The organism is Actinoplanes siamensis (assembly GCF_016862395.1).
In the GTDB taxonomy this organism is placed as follows: Bacteria; Actinomycetota; Actinomycetes; order Mycobacteriales; family Micromonosporaceae; genus Actinoplanes; species Actinoplanes siamensis.
This window is the reverse complement of record NZ_BOMW01000078.1, coordinates 1-22,513: the sequence shown is the minus strand read 5'-3', so window position 1 is coordinate 22,513 and position 22,513 is coordinate 1. Positions and strand designations below refer to the sequence as shown.

The following is a 22,513-nucleotide window of genomic DNA, read 5'->3' as shown; positions in this document are numbered from 1 at the left end:
TCACGTGGCACCCGGGAGCCGGGCAGCTCCCGCCGTCCTCACCGCCAGGCCGCCGTCACGCACGCGCGGCCCTGAGCTCAGGAGTGCTGAGTTCGCATGCAGAACGTCGTACACAAAAGGCTTTTGATCTCCGCAATCGTGGCGGCCCTGGCCGCCGCCCTCGCCGTCCTCGTCGCGCCCGGTTCCCCGGCCTCGGCGCACGGCAACGTCCTCAACCCGGCGTCGCGCAACTACGGCTGCTTCGAGCGCTGGGGCGACAAGTTCCAGGCGCCCGAGATGGCCACCCAGGACCCGATGTGTTACCAGGCCTGGCAGGCCGATCCGCAGGCGATGTGGAACTGGAACGGGCTGTTCCGCGAGGGGGTGGCCGGCAACCACCAGGCCGCCATCCCGGACGGGCAGCTGTGCAGCGCCGGCAAGACGCAGAACGGCCGGTACGCGGCGATGGACGCGATCGGCGACTGGAAGGCCACCAACCTGGCCAACTCGTTCACGCTGGGCCTGTTCGACGGGGCGCGGCACGGCGCCGACTACATCCGGGTGTACGTGTCCAAGCCGTCCTACAACCCGGTCACGCAGGCGCTGAAGTGGTCCGACCTGGACCTGGTCAAGGAGGTGCCGAACACGCCCGCGGCGCAGTGGACCCGGCAGCTGAGCAACGGCGTGCAGATGGACATCCCGGTCAGCGTGAGCGGGCGGTCCGGGCGGGCCGTCGTCTACACCATCTGGCAGGCCAGCCACCTGGACCAGTCGTACTACTTCTGCAGCGACGTGAACTTCGGCGGTGTCACCCCGCCCACGTCGTCACCCACCCCGGCGCCACCGTCGTCGCCCGCCACCTCCCCGTCGGCCTCCACCTCGCCGGCCACCGGGGCGTGCCGCGCGACGGTCGCCGTGTCGTCGCAGTGGTCCGGGGCCTACCAGGCGAACGTGACGGTCACCGCGGGCAGCGCGCCGGTCAAGGGCTGGGCGGTGACGCTGCGGTACGGCGCGGCCCAGACGCTCCAGCAGTCGTGGGGCGCCACGGTCCTGACCAGCGGTAACGAGATCCAGGCGTCGAACGCGGCGTACAACGGGGCGCTGTCCGCGGGCGGGTCCACCAGTTTCGGCTTCATCGCGGCCGGGACACCCAGCACACCGGCGGTGACCTGTTCCGCGGTCTGAGCACTCGCCGAGAGGCGCAACAGTTGCTACAGTCCGTCTAATTGGGAGCGCTCCCAGCGCTCCTGGGACGCCGTCCCCTTCATAGACCGAACGGAGGCGCAGCCAATCCCCGCGTGACACCACGCAGTGCTGCCGAACCACGAGCCGGGAACGAGGCCGCCCCACCTCCCGTCCCGGCTCATCCCGCGGGCCCGCCGGCCATCCCCTTCCACGCCGGCGGGTCCGCCACCTCCACCGTGCCGATCCGCCCCGCGTGGGCCGGCCGGCCCACGCGCGTCCGGTCACACCTCGGCGGGCCGGTGGCTCCGCGCGCCCGCGACGGGTTAGGCTGCCCTAACTAAGATACGGGCGGGTGGAGATGGCGCAGCCGGAATCGCTGTCGGAATTGCTCAACGGGCGGCGTGCCGCCATCGACGCGTCCTGGCCGGCCGTCGGCTTCCTGGCCGGCTGGCTGCTGTTCCACTCGGTCGGGGCCGGTACGGCCGGCGCGCTGATCTGCGCCCTGGGCGTCGTCGGCTGGCGCCTGCGCCGCGGCGACAAGCCCCGCGCGGTCCTGATCGGCCTGCTCGGCGTGTGCGTCGCGGCGCTGATCGCCCTGCGCACCGGCAAGGCGGAGAACTTCTTCCTGCTCCAGCTCCTCAGCAACGGCGCGAGCGTCCTGGTCTGGGCGATCAGCATCGTCATCCGCCGGCCGCTGCTCGGCCTGATCGTCGGCGCGGTCCTCGGCCAGCGGACCCGCTGGCGCCGCGACCCGGACCTGCTCAGGGCCTACTCCCGGGCCAGCTGGGTGTGGGTCCTGCAGTACGTCGTCCGGGTCGCCGTGTTCCTGCCGCTCTACGCCGCGGAGCAGACCGGCGCCCTGGCCGCCGCCCGGATCGTCCTGAGCTGGCCGCTGGTGGCCGCCTGCCTCGCGGCCAGCTGGTGGGTCATCCGGCGCACGCTGCCGGCCGGCCATCCCGGCCTGCGGCACCCCCGCACCGGCGAGCCCACCGGCCCGGCCACCCCCGCCGACGGTCCCACCCACCCGGCCACCACCGACCGGCCGGCCTGACCGGAAGAGCCGGGCTCGACAGCACCAGGGGCGAAGGACGCCGCCGCCAAGCGCCACGGTCAGCCGCCCGGGCGCCAGGCGGCGAGGAGATCCTCCGGCCCGTAGACGGCCCGCAGCCCAGCCGCCTGAACCCCGCTCCTGCTGATCGCCACCAGCGGCACCGGCTCATCGGTCACCGCCGCGCGATGCCGTTGCAGGGCCAGCAGATCGCGCTCGTCGAACGGCGACCGCTCCAGCCATTTGATCGACCCCAGGAAGAACAGCTCCCGCGCGACCGGCGCCCGCGGGCACACCGGCGCGGTCGACGAACGCCTCGACCAGGCTCGACTTGCCGATCCGGCGGCGGCCCCGGATGAGCAGGCATTGAGCGGGCTTGGCGTCGCGGGCGGTGGACCGGACCTCGCTCAGCAGGCCGTCGAGAACCTTCAGTTCCCGCTCACGGCCAACGAAAGCCACCATGCCGCAACCCCACTTACTATCGCTGGCGATACTAACTTTGCAGATACTAACTTCAGCGATACAAACTTTCGTGCGCGGCCAGGTCGTCGAGGACCTGCTGGGCGATGCGGAAGGCCGCGTTCGCCGCCGGGACGCCGCAGTAGACCGCGCTCTGCAGCAGCACCTCCTTGATCTCGTCCACCGACAAGCCGTTCGTGCGGGCCGCCCGCACGTGCAGGGCCAGCTCCTCGTGATGGCCGAGAGCGATCAGCGCGGTCAACGTGATCATCGAGCGGCTGCGGCGGTCCAGGCCGGGGCGGGTCCAGATATCGCCCCAGGCGTAGCGGGTGATCAGGTCCTGGAAGTCGCGGGTGAACGAAGTGGTCGCGGCGGTGGCCCGGTCGACATGGGCCGGGCCGAGCACCTCGCGGCGGACCGCGAGGCCGGCCGCCCGGGACTCGTCGAAGTGCTGGTCCAGCAGGAACGCGACGACCTCGGGGGCCTCGGCCGGGGCCAGATGCGCGATCTCGTCGAGCACCACCAGCCGGCCGTTGAGCACGCTGTCCGCGATCAGCCGCAGGCCCTCGGGCGGCGTCGGCCTGTCCTGGCCGCCGGCCACCGCGAGCACCGGCGTGGCGATCTCGGCGAGCCGATCCCGTACGTCGAAATCGGCAAGCGCCTCGCAGCAGCGCGCATAGCTCTCGTCGTCCGTCGCGCGCAGCGCGTCGAGCAGCGGCTCCCGGCCGGGCGCCGGGAAGCCGGCGCCGAACCAGCGCTCGGCCGACCCGGGCACCACCGCCTCGGTGCCCTCCGCCCGGACCAGCGCGGCCCGCTCGGCCCACATCGCCGCGTCGCCGATCTTCGCGCCGGTGCAGAGCAGCGCCGCGGCGGTGACCCGCTCCGGCGCGTCGAGCATCAGCTGCAGGCCGATCGCTCCGCCGATCGAGTCGCCGGCGTACCTGAAGCTTTCGCCCGGCCGCAGCCGGTCGGCGAGCGCCAGTACCCCGCCCGCCAGGCCGGCGATCGTGCACGGACCGTCCGCCGGCGCGCTGCGCCCGTGGCCGGGCAGGTCGAAGCCGACCACGTGGTACCGGCCGGACAGCCGGGACGCGCACCGCGCCCACAGGCTCTCGGCCGAGGTGCCGACGGACGTTCCGAGCAGCAGCAGCGGGCGGCCCGGGGCGTCGGTGAAGACGGTCGCGGTGAGCACGAGAAAAATCCTTTCCACTACCGATTGCGGGGTACGGCGTCAGCGCGGTTCCGCCTCGGCACGGGCCAGCACCGCGTCGATGATCTCCTCGGTGGCCCCGGGGTAGGGCCGGTCCGGCGCGCCGCCCGGGTCGATCGACTGCTGCTCGGCGTCGATCCCGGGGCGCGCCTCATGAAGGGTGGCCAGCATCTTCCCGGCGTCCACGCGCAGCCCGGCGAGCAGCTCCGCGGTCTGCGCCCCGGCCACCACGGTACGGCGTGCCAGCGTCCGCAGGGTCGCCCACTCCACGTGCCAGCCGCCGTCCGGGCGCTCGTCGACCGCGGCGGCCGCGCCCGCGTGCACCAGCGCGGCGAGCGGCGGACCGGCGAGCGCGGCGCGCTTGATCAGGACGGCGTGGACCGGGTTCTGCTTGTTCGGCATGGCGGACGAGCCGCCCTTGCCCCGGGCCGCGCCCTCGATCAGCTCGTGCACCTCGGGCCGGGCGCCGACCAGCACGTCGTTGGCGATCTTCCCCCACGCGTCGGTGCAGGTCACGAACGCGTCGGCGATCCGGGTCAGCGGCGCCCGGCTGGTGTGCCAGGGTTCGCGCGGCGGCAGGCCGAGGTGCCGGGCGGTGGCCGCGACCAACTCGCGGGCGCGGCCCGGGTCCCCGGTGAGCGCGGCCGGCGCGGCCAGGCTGCCGGCCGCGCCGCCGACCTGGACCGGCAGCCGCGCGGCGGCCGCCAGCTGGTCCCGCGCGTCCAGCACGCCGGTCAGCCAGCCGGCCGCCTTCAGGCCGAAGGTGATCGGGATGGCGTGCTGGGTGAGCGTGCGCCCGGCCATCCGGGTCTCGCGGTGCTCGTCGGTGAGCCGGCTGAGCAGGCCGATCTGGGTGACCAGGTCGGCGCGGATCCGGTCGCCGGCCTCGCGCAGGCACAGCACGATCGCCGTGTCGACGACGTCCTGGCTGGTCAGGCCCTTGTGCAGCCAGCCGGCGGCGGCCGTGTGGCGGCCGCGCAGCCGGGCCCGCAGCAGCGTGAGCAGCGGGATCAGCGGGTTGCCGCCGGACTCCGCGCCGGCCGCCAGCGCCGGCAGGTCCTCCGGGCTGACCAGCGCGCCCAGGTCGTCCGGCACGGTGAGGCCGGCGACCCCGAGCTCGGCGAGCGCGGTGAGCCAGGCGTGCTCGACACGGATCATGGCCGCCACCACCGCCGCGTCCGTGAACAGATCCCCGGCGCGGTGATCCCCGGGCCACAGCAGGTCGCTCACCGCGTACCCCCGGTCGTGTCGTGGCAGCCGCCGGAAAGCCGGCGGCGCACCGCCGGGCCCGGACCGCTCATGTCCAGGCGTCCCGCAGGCGCGGGTAGGCCAGGAACACCGTCTCGTCCGCGCCCTGCAGCCGGATGTCGAAGACCAGGCCGTGGCCGGCGCGCCGGGTGATCAGGGTGGCCCGTCGGTCCGGCTCCAGCGCGGCGAGCAGCGGGTCCGCCGCGAGCGCTTCCGCGTCGTCCGGGAGATAGGCCCGGGTGAAGAGGCGGTCCAGGAGACCACGGGCGAGAACGGTCACGGCGAAGAAGCCCGGACGCCCTTCCACGGTGCTCCCGGGCTCCAGCGTGGCGAACGAGTAGAGGCCGTCCGGGTCGGTGGCGGCCCGGCCCCAGCCGGTGAACGTCCAGCCGTCGCGCCGCAGCGAGCCGGGCCGGCGCACGATGTGGCCCCGCGGGTCGGCCTGCCAGATCTCGATCACCGCGTCCGGCACCGGCGCGCCGGCGCCGTCGGTGACCCGCCCGTGCAGTCGCACCGCCCGCGGATGGGCCGGCGGCACCAGCTCGTTCATCTGCGGACAGGCCAGGCCGAGGTGGAAGAAGGGGCCCACGGTCTGGCCCGGAACCGCGCTCATGAAGGATCCCCGGTGTCGAGCGGAGTGCGGTGGGTCCCGGTGAGCACGACGTCCCAGCGGTATCCGGTGTTCCACTCCGGAGTGGTCAGGTCGTGGTCGTATTGCGCGACCAGCAGCTCCCGCGCCTTCGGATCGGTGATCGACTGGTAGATCGGGTCGTAGCGGAAGAGCGGGTCGCCGGGGAAGTACATCTGGGTCACCAGGCGCTGGGTGAACTCGGTTCCGAAGACCGAGAAGTGGATGTGCGCGGGGCGCCACGCGTTGAGGTGGTTGCGCCACGGGTACGGGCCCGGCTTGATCGTCTGGAACCGGTAGGTCCCGTCCGGCCCGGTGAGGCAACGGCCGACCCCGGTGAAGTTCGGGTCGTGCGGCGCCGGGTGCTGGTCGCGCTGGTGGCGGTAGCGCCCGGCGGCGTTCGCCTGCCACACCTCGACCAGCTGGCCGGCCACCGGGCGGCCGTCGCCGTCGAGCACCCGGCCGGTCACCACGATCCGCTCGCCGAGCGGGGTGCCGGCGTGCTGGATGGTGAGGTCGGCCTCGTCGTCGGCGACGTCCCGGTGGCCGAAGGCGGGCGCCCACAGCTCGACCGACTCCGGGTCGACCAGGTGAAGTGGCTGCTTGGGGTGGCGTAGGACACTGCTGCGGTACGGAGCGTAGTCGATCCTCGGCTGCGGTCCGCCCGGCTGCTGCGCCGCCGCCTCGATCTCCTGGTCGATCTCGGCCTGGGTGTTCACCTCTGGGACGCTAGCGGTCCGGCACGCCGCTGGCCACACCCGCCGGCCCGGCGCCGGGCCGCGCGGCGTGCCGCGGCTGGGGTCCGGCGCGAACGGGCCCTTGCCGCGGGGCCGTCCGCCACGGAAGGTGGGGGCATGCGTACCCAGGTCGCCATCGTCGGCGCGGGCCCGGCCGGCCTGCTGCTCTCCCATCTGCTCGCCCGGGGCGGCGTCGACTCCGTGGTCCTGGAGACCCGCTCGGAGCAGTACGTGGCCGCCCGGATCCGGGCCGGCATCCTGGAACACTCCAGCGTGGAGCTGCTGGAGTCGGCGGGGCTGGGGGCGCGGCTGCGCGCCGAGGGCGACGAGCACCGCGGGATTCATCTGCAATGGCCGCGGGAGCGGCATCACCTGGACTTCGTCGAGCTCACCGGGCGCAGCGTCTGGGTCTACGGGCAGACCGAGGTGCAGAAGGACCTGGTCGCCGCGCGGCGGGCGGGTGGTCAGGAGATCATCTATGAGGTCTCGGACGTCGCCCTGCACGACGTGGACTCCGACCGGCCCTCGGTGACCTACGCGGACCGGTCCGGCGCCGTCCAACGGCTGGACGCCGACGTCATCGCCGGCTGCGACGGCTCCTTCGGGCCGTCCAGAGCGGCGGTGCCGGCGGCGCGGACGTTCGAGCGGGTCTACCCGTACTCCTGGCTCGGCATTCTCGCCGACGTAGCGCCGTCGACCGACGAGCTGATCTACGCCTGGCACCCGGACGGCTTCGCCCTGCACTCCATGCGCTCGGCCACGGTCAGCCGCCTCTACCTGCAGGTTCCCAACGGCACCGACCCGGCCTCCTGGTCCGACGACCGGATCTGGGACGCGCTGGCCACCCGCCTGGGCCACGGCCAGAACGGCTGGAAGCTCACCCCCGGCCCGATCACCGACAAGAGCGTGCTGCCGATGCGCAGCCGCGTACAAACCCCGATGCGACACGGCAACCTCTTCCTGGCCGGCGACGCCGCGCACATCGTCCCGCCGACCGGCGCGAAGGGCCTGAACCTGGCGATCGCCGACGTGGCGCTGCTCAGCCGGGCCCTGATCGCCCGGATCAGGGAGAACGACCCGCGGCTCGCCGACACGTACTCCGAGACCGCGCAGCGGCGGGTCTGGCGGTGCACGCACTTCTCCTGGTGGATGACGACGATGCTGCACACCTCCGGCGACCCGTTCGACGCCGAGCTGCAGCTCTCCCAGCTGCGCTGGGTGGCGTCGAGCCGGGCCGGGGCGACCGGCCTGGCGGAGAACTACGCCGGCCTGCCGATCTTCATCTAGCCCGCGCGACGTCCTGGCCGCCCGCGCCGCCGGCGCGCTGGCCGCCTCCCCTGACGTTCGCGGTCCGGTCACGGTTGCATCCGGCCCTGGGCCGCAAACGATGCAGGGGTACGCCGTGGTCAGGCCCTCAGCAGCTGCCGCCGCCCGGGATGGTCGGGAGGATGGTGCGGCTGCGGCCCGGTCGCGGGTAGGCCTCGGCCGCCGCGGCGAGCCGGGCGGCGTGGTCTCGCTGCTTCTGCCAGTGGCCGTAGAGCGCACCGCGCCGCGACAACCGGTCCACCTCGCGGCTGGTCGCCGGGTCCACGTCGCCGGGCGGCGCGTCCCGCCACGGGGTGCCGGGCAGTGGCATGAACGTGTGCGCGTGGATGCGCGCGCCCAGATCGGCCAGCTCCCGGGCGAGATCGAGGGAGTCGTTCACGTCGTCCTGGTTCTCCCCCGGCATCCCGAAGATCATGTCGACGTTGATCCGGAAGCCCTCCTCGATCCCGAGCCGCGCGGCGCGTTTCACCTCCTCCACCCCGTGCCCCCGCTTGGCCGCGTCCAGCACCCGGTCGGAACCGGACTGCGCGCCCACGATGATGTTGTTGTTGTCGCAGTACTTCCGTACCAGCCGCAGGGTGTCCCGGGTGACGTGCTCGGGCCGGATCTCGCTGGGGAACGACCCGAAGAACACCCGCCCGTTCGGCCCGATCCCCTCCCGGCAGGTGGCCAGCAACTCCTCGACGGCGGCGAGGTTCGGCTCCTCGGTCTGGCTGCCGTAGCTCAGCGCGGTCGGCGTGATGAACCGGACGTCCCGTAGCCCGCGCGCTCGCATCTGGTCGACGTGCCAGCGCACGTTCTCGACGCTCCGGTGGCGGAACTTCGCGGAGAACATGAACGGCGTCTGGCAGAACCGGCACGCGTAGACGCAGCCCCTCGTGATCTCCAGGGCGTTGAACCTGTCCCACTTGAGGGCGAAGCCGGGGAAGTCGTCGAGGGGCCGCTGCTTCGCCTTCCCGGTCCTGATCAGCTTGCCGGCCGCGTCACGATAGGCCAGCCCGGTGATGCCGGCCGGGTCACCCTTCGCGTCCACCAGGCTCAACAGAGTGGACTCGCCCTCGCCGATCGCCGCCATGTCCCACCCGGCGTCCAGCGTCTGCACCGGCTCGGCGGTGGCGTGCACTCCCCCGGCCAGATGCGTGACGTTCGGACCGTCGGCCAGTGCCCGGATCTGCTTCAGCTCCTCGGCCAGCGCCGCCGCGTCCGGCGAGTAGAACGACCAGAGCACCAGCACCCGGGTGGCACCGGCCTCCCGGATGTGCCGGGCCGCCTCCTCGGCGCTCTCCCCGAACCGGACCTCGAACCGGGTCGCGGTCTCGTGCTCACCGAGCGCGCCGAGCAGCGCGTGGAAGCCGTAGGTCACCGCCTTGCGGTAACGCAGCACCAGAACCAAGTCCAGACCAGCCATGCGGCGATTTTGCCAGCACCTGCCGGTGCGACCGTCGCCGCACCGAGATTACGTGGCGACGGAAAATAAGTTTTCCTTATACTCGAAGCCATGTGGGAGGTAGTGCTCCATCCCGAGGTCGAAGCATGGTTTCTCGATCTGTGCCGCACCGACTCGGAGACCGCGGATCTCATCTCCGAGGCAATCGACGTGCTTGTCGCCCAGGGGCCGGCTCTGGGCCGTCCGTTGGTCGACCGGTTGAGGGGCAGCGACTTCCACAACATGAAGGAATTGCGTCCGGGCTCCACAGGGACTACCGAGGTTAGGATGATCTTCGCGTTCGATCCGGCACGCGAAGCGGTGTTCCTCGTCGCCCGCGACAAGTCGGGCCGATGGCAAGCCTGGTACCGCGAGGCGATCCCACTGGCCGACGCCCGGTTCGCCGAGCATCTGGCGGCGCTGAAAGAGGAGGAGCAGTCATGACTGAGGAAGCCAACTGGCGCGAGGTCAAGGCCAAGGCCCGCGCCATCGACCCGACCTGGGACAGCAACGACCGAGTGGCCCGGCGTCAGCGCATGCGCGAGCAGATGCTCGCCGCTGTCAGCGGCTCCCAGCTAGCCGAGATCCGCCAACAACTCGGCATGACTCAAGCGCAGCTCGCTGAGGCCGCCGGTCTCTCACAGGCGCGCATCAGCCAGATTGAGAATGGTGACGCGGTGCGGCTGGACACTCTGCGCGCCTACGTCATCGGACTGGGCGGACACCTCGACATCGTCGCCCGAATTGGCAACATTCAGCTCAACGTGGCCTAGGAAACAGCGACTCTCCCTCGCCGCTACGTGGCCCCAACTGCTACTGCGCGACGGCGACCAACGCCATCCAGGCCTGATCTCTGCGATTCGCAACCGCACTACGCCCACATCTCCACAATGAGGGCTATCCGGAAGCGAGCATTACCACCGTCTCGCCGGCGCCTGATCCGATGGGATGCGGCCGAGTAATCTGCCCAGCCACAGCCCGGGTTTCTGCCGTTGCAAGCAGGTTGCGATCTGCCCCGACTTCGTCAGATCGCGAAAGCTCAGCGACGTGCCCTGGCAAGCACCTCCTCCGCGCTCAGGGCGCTCGGCGGGTGGTGACTCGAACTCATCGGCACCGAGATCTTGCGGAACGCGGCGCTCTCGTCGGACAGGTAGAAGGCCCCCGGCTTCAGGCCTGACACATCGATGGGCTCGCTGAAGCGGCCTTGAGCCAACTGACGCACCGCAGCTATCTGCGCCGGGGCCTTGATCAGTCCCGAACCACGGGGAAGTCCCGCCGAGCCGGGCGGTCTGGTTGGTCGTCAGTTGTAGTCGGGTTCGAGTTCGCTTCGTGCGGTGTCGAGCAGTTCGGCGCCGAACGACTCGGTGTCGACCTTGCCGAGCCAGTCGACGAGGATGCTCCGAGCCCGATCGATCTGCGCGGCGAGCGCGGTTTCGCTGACGATGTCGGCCGGGGCGATCACGCGTCGCAGCGGGGTCGACTCGATAGCTGCCTTGGCCAGCTTCTCGCCGATCCAGAAGCCGGTGCGTTCGCGAATGACGAAGGTCAGGTGGACGCTGTCGTCGGTCTGGTCGAGGGCGTGGGGGTTGTGGACCCAGCCGCGCGGGAGCACCAGGATCTGGCCCGGTTCGAGCTCGATCTCCAGGTCCGGGCCATCCGCCTTGAGCTGCTCGACCAGTTCGGCCAGCGGCTGGGTGTTGGACGCCTGGTAACCGCGATGGGGTTCTTCGACGACCGGCCGCCAGATCTGCCAAGTCTTGACGCCTGCGACTTGGTAGACGATGCCGATGTTCTGGTCCCAGTGGTAGTCGAGGCCCTGGGCGCCGGCGGGCGTGATGAACGCGGTGACGTAGCAACCGAAGCCGGTCTCTTGCTGGATGGCTCGGCACATGGCGTGCAGCGGCGGGTACCAGCGGTCCAGGTTGCGGATCTGGAAGCTGTAGCCGCGCTCGCGCCACATCGCGATCCGTGCGGGGTCGAGCTTGCCTGCGGTCGCGTACGCGCGGGGGTGGCGGGCGGCACCGTCCTTGACGACGTTGATCTCGTCGGCGGGCGCGCAGCCGGTGTCGAGGTAGGTGTTGAGCAGTTTCGCGTTGACGATGGCCGGCAGGTGGCTGCCTTCAGGCAGGTCGTGGACTGCGGGTTCGGTCGGCCAACTGGTCATCATGTCCTGGTACGTCTCTTGATCGAACAGCATCCTGAGGGACACGGCGTCCTCCGCGGGCTGGGAGTGGTCAGGGTCGGGGCGGGAGCGGGCACGGGATGTCGGGCAGGTGGGTGTGCGGGCAGCAGATGGCCGCGTAGGCGACGACTCCGCCGTTCGGGTTGGTGTAGTACTGCCAGTAGGCGTCCACACCGTTGATCAGCCCGTCACGGGAGGTCGCTCTACGCGCGTCCAGTCCGACATCGCCGGCCAGTGGCGGGGCACCGTTTGCGGCGGGGAATCCGACGTCGCCGTCCATGGGCGGGTGACTTTTGTAGGTGGCGGCCATCCAGTCGATGGCTTCGTCTACGTCGGTCCAGGTGAGGTCTGCGGAGGCGGCGCTGCGGCGTAACAGGTAGTGACCGAGGCGCATCGGTGGCAGTGACGACCGGAGGAATTCCTGGGTCGCGGGTGTGCCGGGTGCACCGGGCCGGCGCAGCGATTCGTCCTTCAGGTCCTTGCTCGATCCGGTCCAGAGGTAGCCGTGCCAGTGCCCGAGGGTCATCCCGCTTCCTCAATCTGTTGTCAGCTGCGGTGGGCCGCCGGAGGGCGGCCCACCCGGTGTGAACTGGGCTTGCGGATCAGGCGTTGTCGCCCTGGCCGGTGATGGCGGTGACGAAGTCGGTCATCTCCGCCGCGCTGAAGCGCAGGGTCGGGCTGGCCGCGCCGAGCTTGGTGTCGCGGATGGCGTAGGCGCCGGGCTCGCCGGGGATGTCCGCGAACGAGACGCAGGACTCCAGGCTGCCGCCGATGTTGCCGCCGCACGGCGTGCGGAACGCCGTTTCCGGGACCTCGACCAGGTACAGGTCGTCGGTGTCCATGGCATGCTCTCCTTTGCGTGTGCGCCACGAGGTCCGTCCTCGCGGGTGGTGCATTCGCCCCGGTCTGGTCGTCGTCTTTCGCAGGAAAAGGCGACCGGACCGGGCGTCTGAAAGGCCGAAAAGTCGATCGCCGTTCGCGCGGCGCCGCTGAGCCGGGGTGAGTGCTCCGGCTCGCCCAACCTGGTTGTAGGACTGCGTCGGCAGCGCCGACCAACTCGGTGCCCTCGGCGTGGGCGGCGGGGCGGTCGCCGCGGGCAGGTCGGCGGTGGTCATCGCGCCGCAGTGCGGGCACCACCGGCTCTTGACCTTGAAGCTGATCAGGCCCGCGAGGAACCCCACCAGGAGCGCGCTCGTCGCCGCTATCGTTACCACTGGGGTCCACCTCCGCGAACGCGGTGGTTCGTGGTCGTCGCCGTGTCTGCCTTCCGTGATGTCGAGGGCACGCCGACCAGCGACGTACTGTCACGGTGATCCCGCCGGCCCGCAGGTTCGTTGTAGTGCGGCCGGGACCGCGTGCCCGGTCTCGATTCCAGGGGTGGCGGCCGGCGTGATGCGGTGGCCGCCGCGGGCTTCGCTGTTGTTCACCAGGTGTTTCGGTCACAGCGTGGCGGTCCGGCGACCCGGAAATAAAGGCGACAGGCGTCAGCCGCTGTCAGCCGACGCGGCAGGTGTCGGAGTACAACTCGGAAGGCGTACGGCTACTGTGCGCTGATGAGCGTTGAGCCGAAGCGGGCGAGTGAATGGACCATCCACGGCGAGCGCGTCGTCGATGACACCCGCCGGGCGGTGCTGAGCATCGCGGACGTGGAGCTACCCGACGGCGTCCGCTTCGAGCAGTACGTCCTGCGGATCCCGGCCGCCGCGATGGTCATCGTGCTCGACGACGACGAACGGGTGCTGATGATGTGGCGGCACCGGTTCATCGTCGACCGCTGGGTCTGGGAACTGCCCGGCGGCTACCTCGACCCGGCCGAAGACTCCATGACCTGCGCCGCCCGCGAAGTCGAGGAAGAGACCGGCTGGCGGCCACGCAGCATCGAGAAGCTGATCAGCTTCCAGCCGATGGTCGGCACCATCGACCAGGAGAACATCGTCTACCTCGCCCGCGGCGCCGACTTCACCGGCGCGGCCCCGGACATCAACGAAGCCGAACGCCTCGCCTGGATCCCCCTCGACGAGATCCAGCAGCACATCCACAACGGCACCATCGTCGGTGCCGGCTCCGTCTCCGGGCTGCTCGCCCTGCTGCTGCGCAAGGCGACCGGAAAGCTTTAGGCGCTCGTCAGAACCGGTCGTACCGTGCAGCAGAGATCATTTCGGTGAACATGTCTGATTCGGCACGACTACTTGCCACGTGAGCTGGTCAAACGGCCTGGCAATGGGGAGCCGGGAACGACCATGGCGTGGTTCGCATGGTGCAACGTCCGGCCCACTTCATGCATGACCTGCGTGTTCAGCAGGTCAAATGTGGCATTGCGCGAACCGCGGGTCGCTCGGGCGTTGCCCCGGGCCGGATGTGGTAGATGGGTACATGCCCAAGAGTCGTGGTCGTCCCGCGGGACGAGGCAAGCCGAGGCGTCCGCAGCGCCCGGTGCGTGAGTTGCGGTTGTCGGACCGGTTGATGCGTGACGCGGTGACGATCGTGTCCGAGGACAGTGTTCTCGAAGTTGAGCGGTGGGCTAGTGGGTGGCTCGGCGCGGCGTGGTCGACCGCGGGGCTCGGCGAGCGTGAGCCGGAGAAGATGTTCCATCTGGAGGTGGTGGGCCGGGCGTCGACCCGGCCGTCGCCGCACGGGCTGGCCGCAGTAGCGGCGCTGCGCCGTGTCGCGGCTCCTGGTGAGTGGTCGATGCTGGACGGCACGCTGGACATCTTGTCGGAGAGTCAGCCAGTACCGCAGTGGTTGGAGGCGGCTGCCTTCGAGCCGGTTCGGGCGTGGCGGGCGGTGGATGTCTGGGACGGCGAGCACGTGCTGTTCGTCGAGTTCGCCGGGCAGACTCCGCACACGTTGATGGCGCAGATCTCCCTCGCCGGTGGTGTGCTGGTGGACAAACTGGCGGTGCTGCAGCCCGGGGCTGCGGAGACCTGGGACCGGCTGCGTGAGCCCGGTGAGGTGCCGATGCCGGCCGTCGAGTGCCCGGTCGAAACCGTGCTGGCGGAGCTTGCGGACGCGCTGCGGAGCACGGACATGACCTGGCCACGTCACGATGACGAGGACTTCCTCGACTTGCGGGCGCTGGCCTGGTCACGATGCCTTCCGTACCTGCCGGACTTCCGTGACTGGCAGCCGATGGGCGATGAGGAACGGCAACGACTGCTGGACGGGTTCACGCCGGTCGACGACACGGTCGCCAGGTCGCTGGCCGACCTGTTCCTGGACTACGGCGACGGCTACATGACCAGCGGTCCGCTGTGCTGGAGCCCGGGGCAGGTCGGGTTGTTCCTGGCCGACTGGCTGCCGCGCAAGGCGGCGCTGGGCGCTGAGCAGCGTGCCGCGCTGCCGGAGGTGTTGCGGCGCTGGATCCGGTACGCCCTGGAACGTCGTGCGGTCGACTCCGAGTGGATCAGTCCGGTGGTCGAGGCAGTCGACACGTTCCTTCCCGCGTTCGAGGAGGCGTTCGACGACACGGCGGCGTGGGGTCCGGCCAAGCAGATCGCCGCGGAGCTGACCGCGCGCGGTATCGATCCCTCCGACTCGGAAGCCGTCGGTGACGCGATGCGGGGACTCAACGCCGAACGCCTCGCTCGACATCTGACCGACTGATCACCCGAACGAGGCACCCCGTGCCGGTCTGACTCCGGCAGCTCATAGGTTGGTGGCATGTCGATATCTGATGCCGCGCTGCTGCGACGGGCTGGTGACCTCAAGGCCGAGCTGGTGGCGTTTTCTCAAAAGCCCCGCTACGACCGGGCGGCGTCGAGTTTTCTGGCCCAGTACGGCAACGGCCTGGAAGACGTCGATGAGCAGCGGTGGATGCTGCTTTGGGACTGTTTCGTGCTGGAGCACCGGCTGGCTAACGGCCGGACGGTGGTGGAGCAGTTCGTGGAGGCCCGGCCGGACCTTCCGGAGGTCGAACGAGAGATGCTGCTCGGCTGGCGCGATGTGGTGCAGGGCCCGTTCGAGGTGCAGCGGACGGACGGGCCCGCGCTCCTGGTGGCTAGTCTGGTCGACGACTTGACCTATCGGGTCCGATCGAACATGGGCCCGGCCGTGTTCAAACAGATGCCGCGCCGCTCGTTCATCATCGCCCGGCTGGTCGCGGTTGGTGACGAGTGGATGCTGAGCGGGCCGGTACAGATTCTGCGCGCGAGGGAGCGGGACACCGCCTATCAGCTCGCGCTGGACATGTCTTTGCGTACGCCGGAAGCGGTGTTCCGGAATCCGGAGAAGCTGGCCCAGGCGTGGGAGCGCCAGCGTGTCGACCGGGCACGGTTCGTCGATTGCTTTGGCACCGACCTGCTGGTGGTCCCGGGGGAACAGGCTCAGGAGCGGCTCGACGGCTACTACACGTACTGCCGTGACGCGGTTCTCGGGCCGGACCCGGGGGACGCTCCTCCGGCGGTGTCGATGTCGTTGCCGCCGGATCTGACCGATGCGGAGACGGTGGCGCTGATCTACGACGAGACGGACGGGCTTGGTTTCTACGCGGAGTTCGGCCTCGTGGAGGAAGCGTTCGCGAAACCTGAGCTGCTGCGACGCCGCCGGTGGCGCGAGCAGACACTGTCCTATCTCGAGGACGACAGCGTGGAGCCGATGGTTCTGCGCCGGCTGGCTGCGAGGGATCCCGAGACGGCGAGTGTCGTGTTCCGGCGGCTGCTGAAACGGCCACGGTTCGACTGGATCCGGGACGGTGACGCGCTGATGCGCGAGTTCAAGCCGGGCTATTTCGATCGGCCGCCGCGCCCGCGGGTGAGCCCGCTCAGTGAGCGATTGGCAGAGTTCGCCAAACGCCGCTGAGCAGTAATGAGAGGGCCGGAGTCACTCGTAGTGGTACCGGCAGGAGATGATGGTGATCTCGTGGGGCTCGACGGCGTACACCATGCGGTGCTCGTCGTCGATGCGCCGTGACCGGAGGCCGGCGAGGTTGTTTCGGAGGATCTCCGGTTTGCCGATGCCGGGGCCGTCGGGGTCGCGTTTGATGTCGGCGATCAGTGCGTTGATGCGCTTGAGCGTCTTGCGGTCCTGGGTCTGCCGGTACAGGTAGTCGTCCCAGCCGTGGTCGGTCCAGCTGAGCTTCACTCCTCGGGCCCGAAATCACGTTCGGTGGCCCGGCCGGCTCGCCATTGCTCGACGCTCTCAGTGAGGCGCTTGGCGTTGGCGGGGGATCGGAGCAGGTAGTTGGTTTCCATGATCGAGTCCCAGTCCTCCTTGCTCACCAGGACGGCGTTGCCCCGCTTGGAGACGATCTCTATCGGGGTGTGATCCTCGTTGACTCGTTCGATGAGCGGAAAGAGGGATTTGCGTGCCTCGCTGGCACTGATTGCTGAAGTCACGACGCCTCCAAGGTTGTACCGGATACGGTACCACTCTGGTGGTGGCGGTGCGCCGCTCCTGACACCCGTTCGGGGCCGCCGACGGCGGCCCCGAATGTGATTACCTGCTACGTGAACTGGTCAAACGTCCCGATAGCGGACCACCAGGGATGGCGATGGGGTGGTTCGCATGGTGCAACGTCCGGTCCACCGGGTTCGAGCCCCACAAGAACCGCGTTTTCCCAGTTCACGGCCGAGGTGTGCCAGTCACAGCAGTACGCCGACGCGCGTCGTCGTAGCAATTGCGCACCGGTGTGACGGAACGGCCTCAGCGCAGCGTCGACTGCCTTTGGATCAGTTCGAAGTCGACGACTATCCTGCGGGGCGCCGGCTGTTCCTCTCGCGGCACACCGTCGAGCTGGAGCTGGATCCGCTCTTCCAACAGGGCGACTGCCTGGTGTGCGATCACGTCGCGCCCGGGGTCGATGGTGCTCAGCGGAGGTCGGGAGTAGTTCGCTTCGTCGATGTTGTCGAAGCCGATCAGCAGGACGTCCTCGGGAACCCGTAGACCGCGGTCCTGAACGGCGGCGAGCGCACCCAGCGCGAGTGTGTCGGCGAACGCCACAACCGCATCGGGCTTGACGCCGCTGTCAAGTATGCGAGCGATCGTCGTGGCGCCGGTGGAGTGGAAGTAGTCGGGTACGCCGATGATCGCGCGTGGGTCGACGTCGAACCCTCGTGACCGGAGGGCGCCCCGGAAGCCCTGGAACCGCAGCGTTCCGCTGCTCGGTGATGGGTCGTCCTTGACTCCCAGGGGAACTACCGTGGTCGCACCCCGGCCCAGGACGTGCTCGGTCGCCGCACGTGCTCCCTCGACGTTGCTCATCGTGACGTGGTCGACGTTGGCATCGAACACGCGCTCGCCCAGGAGCACGAGGGGAAAGTCGACGTCGAACCGCGCGAGGTCCTTCTGGCCCAGCGCGAGTGGGGAGTACAGCACGCCGTCGAAGCGCGACCGGTAACTGCCGTCCAGCACCCGCAGCTCGCGGTCACGCTCGGCGCTGGTCTGCTCGATGAAGACGGTCAGACCTCGCCTGGACGCCTCTCGCATGACGGCGTCGGCAAGTTCGGCGAAGTACACGACGCGCAGCGACGGCAGCACCAAAGCGATCGCCCCGGTCCGGCCTCGGCTCAGGTTCCGGGCGGACACATTCACGTGGTAGCCCAACTCACGGATCGCGTCGTCCACCCGCTTGCGGGTTTCCGGACGCACGTACTGATAGCCGTTGAGGATGTTGGACACCGTCTTGATCGACACCCCGGCGAGCCGGGCGACGTCGCGCATCGTCGCCAACCCGTTGGCCTTGCGCGCCACAGCCCCTCCCGCCGCTCGTCGATTCGTCGGCCAGCGTATAAGACGGCGCCATTCCCGACCTCAGTACGCAGCGGCCGGCCCGCCCGTTCCGGGGCGTGCCGGCCGCGTGACGCGAGGTCAGGTGATGGTCAGGGCGATGGCGTGAACGGGGCCGCGGACCGGATCGATCTGCAACTCGTAGGTACCCGGGGCGAGCCCGGTGGTGTCCCAGTCGAAGATGTACTGGTGTCCTGCGGCGCTGTAGCGTGCGGTGTTGTCCGCCCGCTTCTGGACAGGTGTGGCCGGAACGCGGAGGCCGGCCACGCCGTCGGTCTTCTTCACGAGGTAGAGGCGCGGCCGCGCGTCGGTGACCGCCTTCCCTTCTGCGTTGGCCAGGCTGAACTTGACCGGCACGGGATGTCCGGCTTTGACGATGTCGGACCCGTCGCCGGCCAGCGGTGGCCGCACCCCGCCGAACCGGTACTCAGGCACGAAAAGCCGCGGCACGAAGTCGATCAGGTTCGCCATCCAGATGTCGAAGCCATGCGGTCCGACCCAGGTGCCGGCGTACTCGTATTTGATGCCCTGGGAGGTCAGCCACTGCATCGTGCTCTGGGTGAGCGAGTACGTGAAGTCGACGTCACCGGAGTACAGCCTTGCGAGCTTGGTGCTTTTGTTGACCGCCTGGACGTCGACGCTGGGGTTGGAGAGCAGGCCCCCCGAGAAGGCACCGATGTAGGCGAATTCGCCCGGGTGGCTGAGCCACGTGCCGAGGCTGTTGATGGCTCCCCACGACAGACCGGCGAGCGCCCGCTCATCTGAATCAGTCGAGATGTTGTACTTCGCCGCCGCGGTTGGCATCACGTGCTGGCTGAGGTCGGTCCAGAAGTCGACACCGTTCTGGTCGGGCATGACCACGACCATCGGCGCCATTGCCCCGTTGAGGTAGTTGTTGTCGAGAATCTGCTTGGCCCGCCCGGTCTCGAGCCAGCTGCCGTAGTTCTGGCCCCCGCCGTGGTACAGGTACAGCACCGGGTAGGAGGCTTCGCGGTCAGCATCGTAGCCTGGCGGTGTCCAGACGTACGCGTAGCGCTCTGCACCCTGGCCTCCGTCGTAGCTCATCAGCGAGACCGTGCCGCCCTTGCCTTCGGGGACGTCGGCGAGCATCGCGTCGGTCTTGCCCGGCACGAAGAGCTGCGACTCCGTCACATGGGTGTTGACGGTGTCGGCGGGGTCCTTCTTGTCGACGCCGTCGACCACGTACCGGTAGTAGTAATAGCCGTCGAGCGGTCCCACCGAGATGCGCCAGCGGCCGTCGGGCTGCTTGGTCATCGGGACCCGGAACCACTGGCCGTTCGGGGCGAAGTTACCCCAGACCGTGACGTCCTTGGCGTCGGCCCACTGGGTGCCGGTCTCGAACGTGACGACGCCGTACGGGTCGATGTGCGGGGTCGTGATCGACCCGGGCGCAGGGGGCTGGTACGGCTGGGTCAGCGGGCGGTGTCCCTTGCCGGGACCGGGGCCGGCGCTCTTCTGCTCGAAGACCCGAGCGGCGAAGTCTCGCAGGTTCTCCCGCCACGCGTCCCAGCCGGCGTCGTCGGGGTTGACACCGTCGAACTCGACCTTCACCCCGGACCTCTTCAGGTTCACCAGCAGGTCGTAGGTGTCGTTGTAGGACGGATCGAGCGTGTTTCCGACGTACGCCCGGAGCAGCTTGGTGCCCTTGTTGATCGCCTTGGCCTCCGCCTTGGTGATCGAACCGTCGGCGGAGCCGGAGAAGGAGCCGACGTAGGCGAATCTGCCGGGATCGCTACGGAGGATGCTGATCGCCTGCCCGGCGCCGGCCAGCGCCTGATCCTGGGGCCGGGACGAGATGTTGTAGCCGGCCCGCGCTGCCGGGACGACGGCGTCGAGCAGCTCGGCGCGGGAGTCGGCGTCAGCCATCACGACCACCATCGGCTTGGCGTGCCTGCCCGCGACCAGGTTGTCGAGGATCTGCTTCGCCCGGCCGAGTTCCAGCCACTCACGAGCGGTCTGCCCCTCGCCGCTCAGCAGGTACAGCACCGGGTACGCCTTGCGCCGGGCGGCGTTGTAGCCGGGCGGCGTCCACACCACGGCGGTGCGGCTCTCCTTCGCCTTCGCGCTCGTGTAGGACAGTTCCTTCACCGTCCCGCCCGCGGCGACGTCGTCCATCCACCCGACCGACTCACCCGGCACGAAGAAGGTGTTCCAGTTCGGCTTCGACGTCACCGCCACCGGGCTGCCCGGCTGGCGGAAGGACACCTTCGACCTGTCCGGCATGGTCGCGGTGTACTGGTAGTAGTACAGCCCGGGCTCGAGTGGACCGACGTTCGCGGCGTAGTCCGAGCCACTCGGGTCGAGCGCGAGCGCCGACCACGTGCCGCTCGGGCCGATGTTCGCCTCCAGCTCGAGCGTTGCCGGCGTTCCGCCGACGATGCTGCTGACCTGCGACTGCGGCACCTTGAAATAGTGATAGACGTCGTCGTTCGAATGCCATGTGTCGGCCCCGGCAGCAGCCGGGGCCGCCGCGGCAGCCGCCGGGGCGGCCGCGGCGACTGACACCACCAAAGCCGCGGCTGCGACAAGGCTGGTCATTCGGGAGCCACTGCTGCGTGACATCGCGTTGCTGCTCCTCTCAGAGCGTCAAGGCCTCCCGCATATAGAAGGCCCGCGCCTCACCATCGAGATCGGCCACCGAGACCTTCCCGACAGCCGCGACAGTCAACATTCACATCAATCAATAGACTTCCTACACCGGTGTAGAACGAATGGCAAGAGACCTCTTCATGCCTCATGACCTCCGTGGAGGACCCTGCACTCGACACCGCTCGGACTTCTCCGACGCCAGAAGAGGTCACCGACGAAAGCCGACATGACGGGCAGCCGCTTCAAGGCAGTTCACGTCTGTGACCTGCGATTTCATGCCGTTCGACGCAGGTGGCGCGCCTGACTGTGGAGCACCTCTGCGTCAATACGATCCACGCCAAGTCCGCTGAACTACCGGAACGGCGCTTCAGCAGGTCAGCGGCTTTTCCATGGGGAACGTTGACGCCCGTTCGACGCCGTTGACGTCCGTTGCTGGCCCCACCTGTCAGATCCTGCGGTCGCGCTGGGCGATGCCTTGCGGACCGTACGGGTATTCGCCAACCACGGGGGTGCTGGCCTCCGCGAGCAGCTCGGTCTCCTTCTCCGGCAGGTGCAGGCCCGCGGCGCCGAGATTGTCCTCGAGCTGCTCGACGGTACGAGCACCGAGGATCACCGAGGTGACGGCCGGCCGGTCAGCGAGCCAGGAGAGCGACACCTGCGACATCGACACGCCGTGCGCCTCGGCGACCTGCCGGACCGCGTCGAGGATGCGCCAGGTGCGGGTGTCGGAGTTGCGCGGGCCGTACGCCTCCATGCCGCGGCCCGGGTCCTCGCCGAGGCGGCTGGCGCCGGTCGGCATGCTGTCGCGCTGATACTTGCCGGTGAGCCAGCCGCCGCCCAGCGGCGACCAGGGCAGGATGCCGATGTTCTCGTTGCGACACACGTCGACGAGCTCGAACTCGATCTCCCGTACCAGCAGGTTGTACTGCGGCTGCAGGGTGACGATCGGGGCCAGCCCGCGGAGCTGGGTGATCGTCGCCGCCTTCTGCAGCTGCCAGCCGAGGAAGTTACTGACCCCCACGTACCTGATCTTGCCGGCGCGTACGGCGCCGTCGAAGAACGCCAGTGTCTCCTCGATCGGGGTCAGCGGGTCCCAGGCGTGCGCCTGGTAGAGGTCGATGGTCTCGACGCCGAGGCGGCGCAGGCTCGCGTCGAGCGCACGGGACAGGTGCACGCGGGTCAGTCCGGCCGAGTTCGGGTCGTCACCCATGGGGAAGCGGCCCTTGGTGGCGATGACGAGCCGGTCGCGGGTGCCGGGCCGGGCAGCGAGCCAGCGGCCGATGACCTCCTCAGACACGCCGCGTGAGTACACGTCGGCGGTGTCGATGAAGTTGCCGCCGGCCTCGACGAAGCGGTCCAGCTGTGCGTGTGACACCTCCTCACTGCTTTCGTTGCCGAACGTCATCGTGCCTAGGCAAAGGGTCGAGACGATCGTGCCGGTGCCGCCAAGAGTGCGATATTCCATCAGCTGCTCCTTACGTCGAGGTAACCCGTTATCCCCCCACCGACGCAGGTTAAGCAAGGCAGGACGAGACGGTTGTCGACACTGGCGGGTGCGGGGAAGCAGATTCGGGAATCGGCCGGCGCTACATCTCACCGGCGCGGTGAAATGTAGCGTACGGCGCCGCGGCACACCGGCCGTTCTCACGATCACGGCCATGGGCGGATGCATGTAGTAGTTCAGGTTGCTACGGGCAGGCGTAGACGCAGCCCCTCGTGATCTCCAGGGCGTTGAACCTGTCCCACTTGAGC

At 69.5% G+C, this 22,513-nt stretch carries 23 protein-coding genes; 8 read left to right on the top strand and 15 right to left on the bottom strand.

The features are described 5' to 3' along the window. Nucleotides 1-123 precede the first annotated feature (123 nt). Together Asi03nite_RS33585 and Asi03nite_RS33580 are read left to right on the top strand one after the other, a co-directional pair. Nucleotides 124-1,164 (top strand): lytic polysaccharide monooxygenase auxiliary activity family 9 protein, encoded by a 1,041-nt coding sequence (locus tag Asi03nite_RS33585; protein ID WP_307834051.1) that lies wholly within the window; start codon nucleotides 124-126, stop codon nucleotides 1,162-1,164. A gap of 358 nt (nucleotides 1,165-1,522) precedes the next feature. Next, nucleotides 1,523-2,215: a DUF3159 domain-containing protein gene (locus Asi03nite_RS33580; protein WP_203684561.1), complete on the top strand. Its 693-nt coding sequence runs from the start codon at nucleotides 1,523-1,525 to the stop codon at nucleotides 2,213-2,215. 59 nt (nucleotides 2,216-2,274) lie between these two features. Here Asi03nite_RS33580 and Asi03nite_RS33575 read toward each other — a convergent pair whose 3' ends face one another. The 5 genes from Asi03nite_RS33575 to pcaH form a co-directional block, all read right to left on the bottom strand. Further along, on the bottom strand, nucleotides 2,275-2,508 hold the full coding sequence (locus Asi03nite_RS33575; RefSeq protein WP_203684541.1) for a hypothetical protein: 234 nt from the start codon (nucleotides 2,506-2,508) through the stop codon (nucleotides 2,275-2,277). 218 nt (nucleotides 2,509-2,726) lie between these two features. Further along, entirely contained in the window at nucleotides 2,727-3,863 is a 1,137-nt protein-coding gene (gene pcaDC / locus Asi03nite_RS39110) for a bifunctional 3-oxoadipate enol-lactonase/4-carboxymuconolactone decarboxylase PcaDC (protein ID WP_203684540.1), read from the bottom strand. Nucleotides 3,864-3,902: 39 nt separating this feature from the next. After that, the gene (locus Asi03nite_RS33565; protein ID WP_203684539.1) at nucleotides 3,903-5,111 is read right to left on the bottom strand and encodes a lyase family protein; all 1,209 of its coding nucleotides are present in this window, start codon (nucleotides 5,109-5,111) and stop codon (nucleotides 3,903-3,905) included. Nucleotides 5,112-5,178: 67 nt separating this feature from the next. Next, complete coding sequence (gene pcaG / locus Asi03nite_RS33560; RefSeq protein ID WP_203684538.1) at nucleotides 5,179-5,742, bottom strand: protocatechuate 3,4-dioxygenase subunit alpha; 564 nt, start codon at nucleotides 5,740-5,742, stop codon at nucleotides 5,179-5,181. Then, nucleotides 5,739-6,476 (bottom strand): protocatechuate 3,4-dioxygenase subunit beta, encoded by a 738-nt coding sequence (gene pcaH, locus Asi03nite_RS33555; RefSeq protein ID WP_203684537.1) that lies wholly within the window; start codon nucleotides 6,474-6,476, stop codon nucleotides 5,739-5,741. The genes pcaG and pcaH overlap by 4 nt, the downstream gene beginning before the upstream one ends. A 135-nt stretch (nucleotides 6,477-6,611) precedes the next feature. Here pcaH and Asi03nite_RS33550 point away from each other — a divergent pair, with 135 nt between their 5' ends. Next, nucleotides 6,612-7,781, top strand: a complete 1,170-nt coding sequence (locus Asi03nite_RS33550; protein ID WP_203684536.1) for a 4-hydroxybenzoate 3-monooxygenase — start codon at nucleotides 6,612-6,614, stop codon at nucleotides 7,779-7,781. 127 nt (nucleotides 7,782-7,908) lie between these two features. Here the strand turns inward: Asi03nite_RS33550 and Asi03nite_RS33545 are convergent, their stop codons facing one another. After that, nucleotides 7,909-9,228, bottom strand: coding sequence for a TIGR04013 family B12-binding domain/radical SAM domain-containing protein (locus Asi03nite_RS33545; protein ID WP_203684535.1), 1,320 nt, complete (start codon nucleotides 9,226-9,228; stop codon nucleotides 7,909-7,911). A 90-nt stretch (nucleotides 9,229-9,318) separates the two neighbouring features. On the opposite strand from Asi03nite_RS33545, the gene Asi03nite_RS33540 reads away from it, so the two are divergent. Both Asi03nite_RS33540 and Asi03nite_RS33535 read left to right on the top strand, forming a co-directional pair. After that, entirely contained in the window at nucleotides 9,319-9,690 is a 372-nt protein-coding gene (locus Asi03nite_RS33540; protein ID WP_203684534.1) for a type II toxin-antitoxin system RelE/ParE family toxin, read from the top strand. Further along, a complete protein-coding gene (locus Asi03nite_RS33535) occupies nucleotides 9,687-10,019 on the top strand; it encodes a helix-turn-helix domain-containing protein (RefSeq protein ID WP_203684533.1) in 333 nt (110 codons plus the stop codon). The genes Asi03nite_RS33540 and Asi03nite_RS33535 overlap by 4 nt, the downstream gene beginning before the upstream one ends. 266 nt (nucleotides 10,020-10,285) lie before the next feature. Here Asi03nite_RS33535 and Asi03nite_RS33530 read toward each other — a convergent pair whose 3' ends face one another. The 4 genes from Asi03nite_RS33530 to Asi03nite_RS33515 all read right to left on the bottom strand — a co-directional run bounded on the left by Asi03nite_RS33530 (nucleotide 10,286) and on the right by Asi03nite_RS33515 (nucleotide 12,270). Next, nucleotides 10,286-10,468 carry a hypothetical protein gene (locus Asi03nite_RS33530; RefSeq protein ID WP_203684532.1) on the bottom strand — a complete coding sequence of 61 codons (183 nt, stop codon included), beginning with the start codon at nucleotides 10,466-10,468 and terminating at the stop codon, nucleotides 10,286-10,288. Nucleotides 10,469-10,546: 78 nt separating this feature from the next. Then, on the bottom strand, nucleotides 10,547-11,455 hold the full coding sequence (locus Asi03nite_RS33525; protein ID WP_203684531.1) for a JmjC domain-containing protein: 909 nt from the start codon (nucleotides 11,453-11,455) through the stop codon (nucleotides 10,547-10,549). Between the two features lie 25 nt (nucleotides 11,456-11,480). Next, nucleotides 11,481-11,954, bottom strand: a complete 474-nt coding sequence (locus tag Asi03nite_RS33520) for a hypothetical protein (RefSeq protein WP_203684530.1) — start codon at nucleotides 11,952-11,954, stop codon at nucleotides 11,481-11,483. Between the two features lie 76 nt (nucleotides 11,955-12,030). After that, on the bottom strand, nucleotides 12,031-12,270 hold the full coding sequence (locus tag Asi03nite_RS33515; protein WP_203684529.1) for a DUF397 domain-containing protein: 240 nt from the start codon (nucleotides 12,268-12,270) through the stop codon (nucleotides 12,031-12,033). Between the two features lie 708 nt (nucleotides 12,271-12,978). Between Asi03nite_RS33515 and Asi03nite_RS33510 the strand changes: the two genes are divergently transcribed. The 3 genes from Asi03nite_RS33510 to Asi03nite_RS33500 all read left to right on the top strand — a co-directional run bounded on the left by Asi03nite_RS33510 (nucleotide 12,979) and on the right by Asi03nite_RS33500 (nucleotide 16,225). Continuing rightward, the gene (locus tag Asi03nite_RS33510; protein WP_373872203.1) at nucleotides 12,979-13,545 is read left to right on the top strand and encodes an NUDIX hydrolase; all 567 of its coding nucleotides are present in this window, start codon (nucleotides 12,979-12,981) and stop codon (nucleotides 13,543-13,545) included. 346 nt (nucleotides 13,546-13,891) lie between these two features. Beyond that, nucleotides 13,892-15,031, top strand: coding sequence for a hypothetical protein (locus Asi03nite_RS33505; protein WP_203684527.1), 1,140 nt, complete (start codon nucleotides 13,892-13,894; stop codon nucleotides 15,029-15,031). A gap of 231 nt (nucleotides 15,032-15,262) precedes the next feature. Further along, nucleotides 15,263-16,225, top strand: coding sequence for a hypothetical protein (locus Asi03nite_RS33500; RefSeq protein WP_203684526.1), 963 nt, complete (start codon nucleotides 15,263-15,265; stop codon nucleotides 16,223-16,225). Between the two features lie 21 nt (nucleotides 16,226-16,246). On the opposite strand, the gene Asi03nite_RS33495 is transcribed toward Asi03nite_RS33500, so the two are convergent. The 5 genes from Asi03nite_RS33495 to Asi03nite_RS33475 form a co-directional block, all read right to left on the bottom strand. After that, nucleotides 16,247-16,507: a Txe/YoeB family addiction module toxin gene (locus Asi03nite_RS33495; RefSeq protein ID WP_203684525.1), complete on the bottom strand. Its 261-nt coding sequence runs from the start codon at nucleotides 16,505-16,507 to the stop codon at nucleotides 16,247-16,249. After that, a complete protein-coding gene (locus Asi03nite_RS33490; RefSeq protein WP_203684524.1) occupies nucleotides 16,504-16,761 on the bottom strand; it encodes a type II toxin-antitoxin system Phd/YefM family antitoxin in 258 nt (85 codons plus the stop codon). The genes Asi03nite_RS33495 and Asi03nite_RS33490 overlap by 4 nt, the downstream gene beginning before the upstream one ends. Before the next feature lie 307 nt (nucleotides 16,762-17,068). After that, nucleotides 17,069-18,115 carry a LacI family DNA-binding transcriptional regulator gene (locus Asi03nite_RS33485; protein ID WP_203684523.1) on the bottom strand — a complete coding sequence of 349 codons (1,047 nt, stop codon included), beginning with the start codon at nucleotides 18,113-18,115 and terminating at the stop codon, nucleotides 17,069-17,071. A gap of 117 nt (nucleotides 18,116-18,232) precedes the next feature. Beyond that, nucleotides 18,233-20,575 (bottom strand): alpha/beta hydrolase-fold protein, encoded by a 2,343-nt coding sequence (locus Asi03nite_RS33480; RefSeq protein WP_203684522.1) that lies wholly within the window; start codon nucleotides 20,573-20,575, stop codon nucleotides 18,233-18,235. 631 nt (nucleotides 20,576-21,206) lie between these two features. Continuing rightward, a complete protein-coding gene (locus Asi03nite_RS33475) occupies nucleotides 21,207-22,226 on the bottom strand; it encodes an aldo/keto reductase (RefSeq protein WP_239103105.1) in 1,020 nt (339 codons plus the stop codon). Between the last annotated feature and the right edge of the window lie 287 nt (nucleotides 22,227-22,513).

Excerpts from the sequence above, each read along its gene's own strand:
- Asi03nite_RS33580 (WP_203684561.1), top strand. The coding sequence starts at position 1,523 with ATGGCGCAGCCGGAATCGCTGTCGGAATTGCTCAACGGGCGGCGTGCC.
- pcaG (WP_203684538.1), bottom strand. The coding sequence starts at position 5,742 with ATGAGCGCGGTTCCGGGCCAGACCGTGGGCCCCTTCTTCCACCTCGGC.
- Asi03nite_RS33550 (WP_203684536.1), top strand. The coding sequence starts at position 6,612 with ATGCGTACCCAGGTCGCCATCGTCGGCGCGGGCCCGGCCGGCCTGCTG.
- Asi03nite_RS33545 (WP_203684535.1), bottom strand. The coding sequence starts at position 9,228 with ATGGCTGGTCTGGACTTGGTTCTGGTGCTGCGTTACCGCAAGGCGGTG.
- Asi03nite_RS33540 (WP_203684534.1), top strand. The coding sequence starts at position 9,319 with ATGTGGGAGGTAGTGCTCCATCCCGAGGTCGAAGCATGGTTTCTCGAT.
- Asi03nite_RS33535 (WP_203684533.1), top strand. The coding sequence starts at position 9,687 with ATGACTGAGGAAGCCAACTGGCGCGAGGTCAAGGCCAAGGCCCGCGCC.
- Asi03nite_RS33520 (WP_203684530.1), bottom strand. The coding sequence starts at position 11,954 with ATGACCCTCGGGCACTGGCACGGCTACCTCTGGACCGGATCGAGCAAG.
- Asi03nite_RS33515 (WP_203684529.1), bottom strand. The coding sequence starts at position 12,270 with ATGGACACCGACGACCTGTACCTGGTCGAGGTCCCGGAAACGGCGTTC.
- Asi03nite_RS33505 (WP_203684527.1), top strand. The coding sequence starts at position 13,892 with ATGCGTGACGCGGTGACGATCGTGTCCGAGGACAGTGTTCTCGAAGTT.
- Asi03nite_RS33475 (WP_239103105.1), bottom strand. The coding sequence starts at position 22,226 with ATGGAATATCGCACTCTTGGCGGCACCGGCACGATCGTCTCGACCCTT.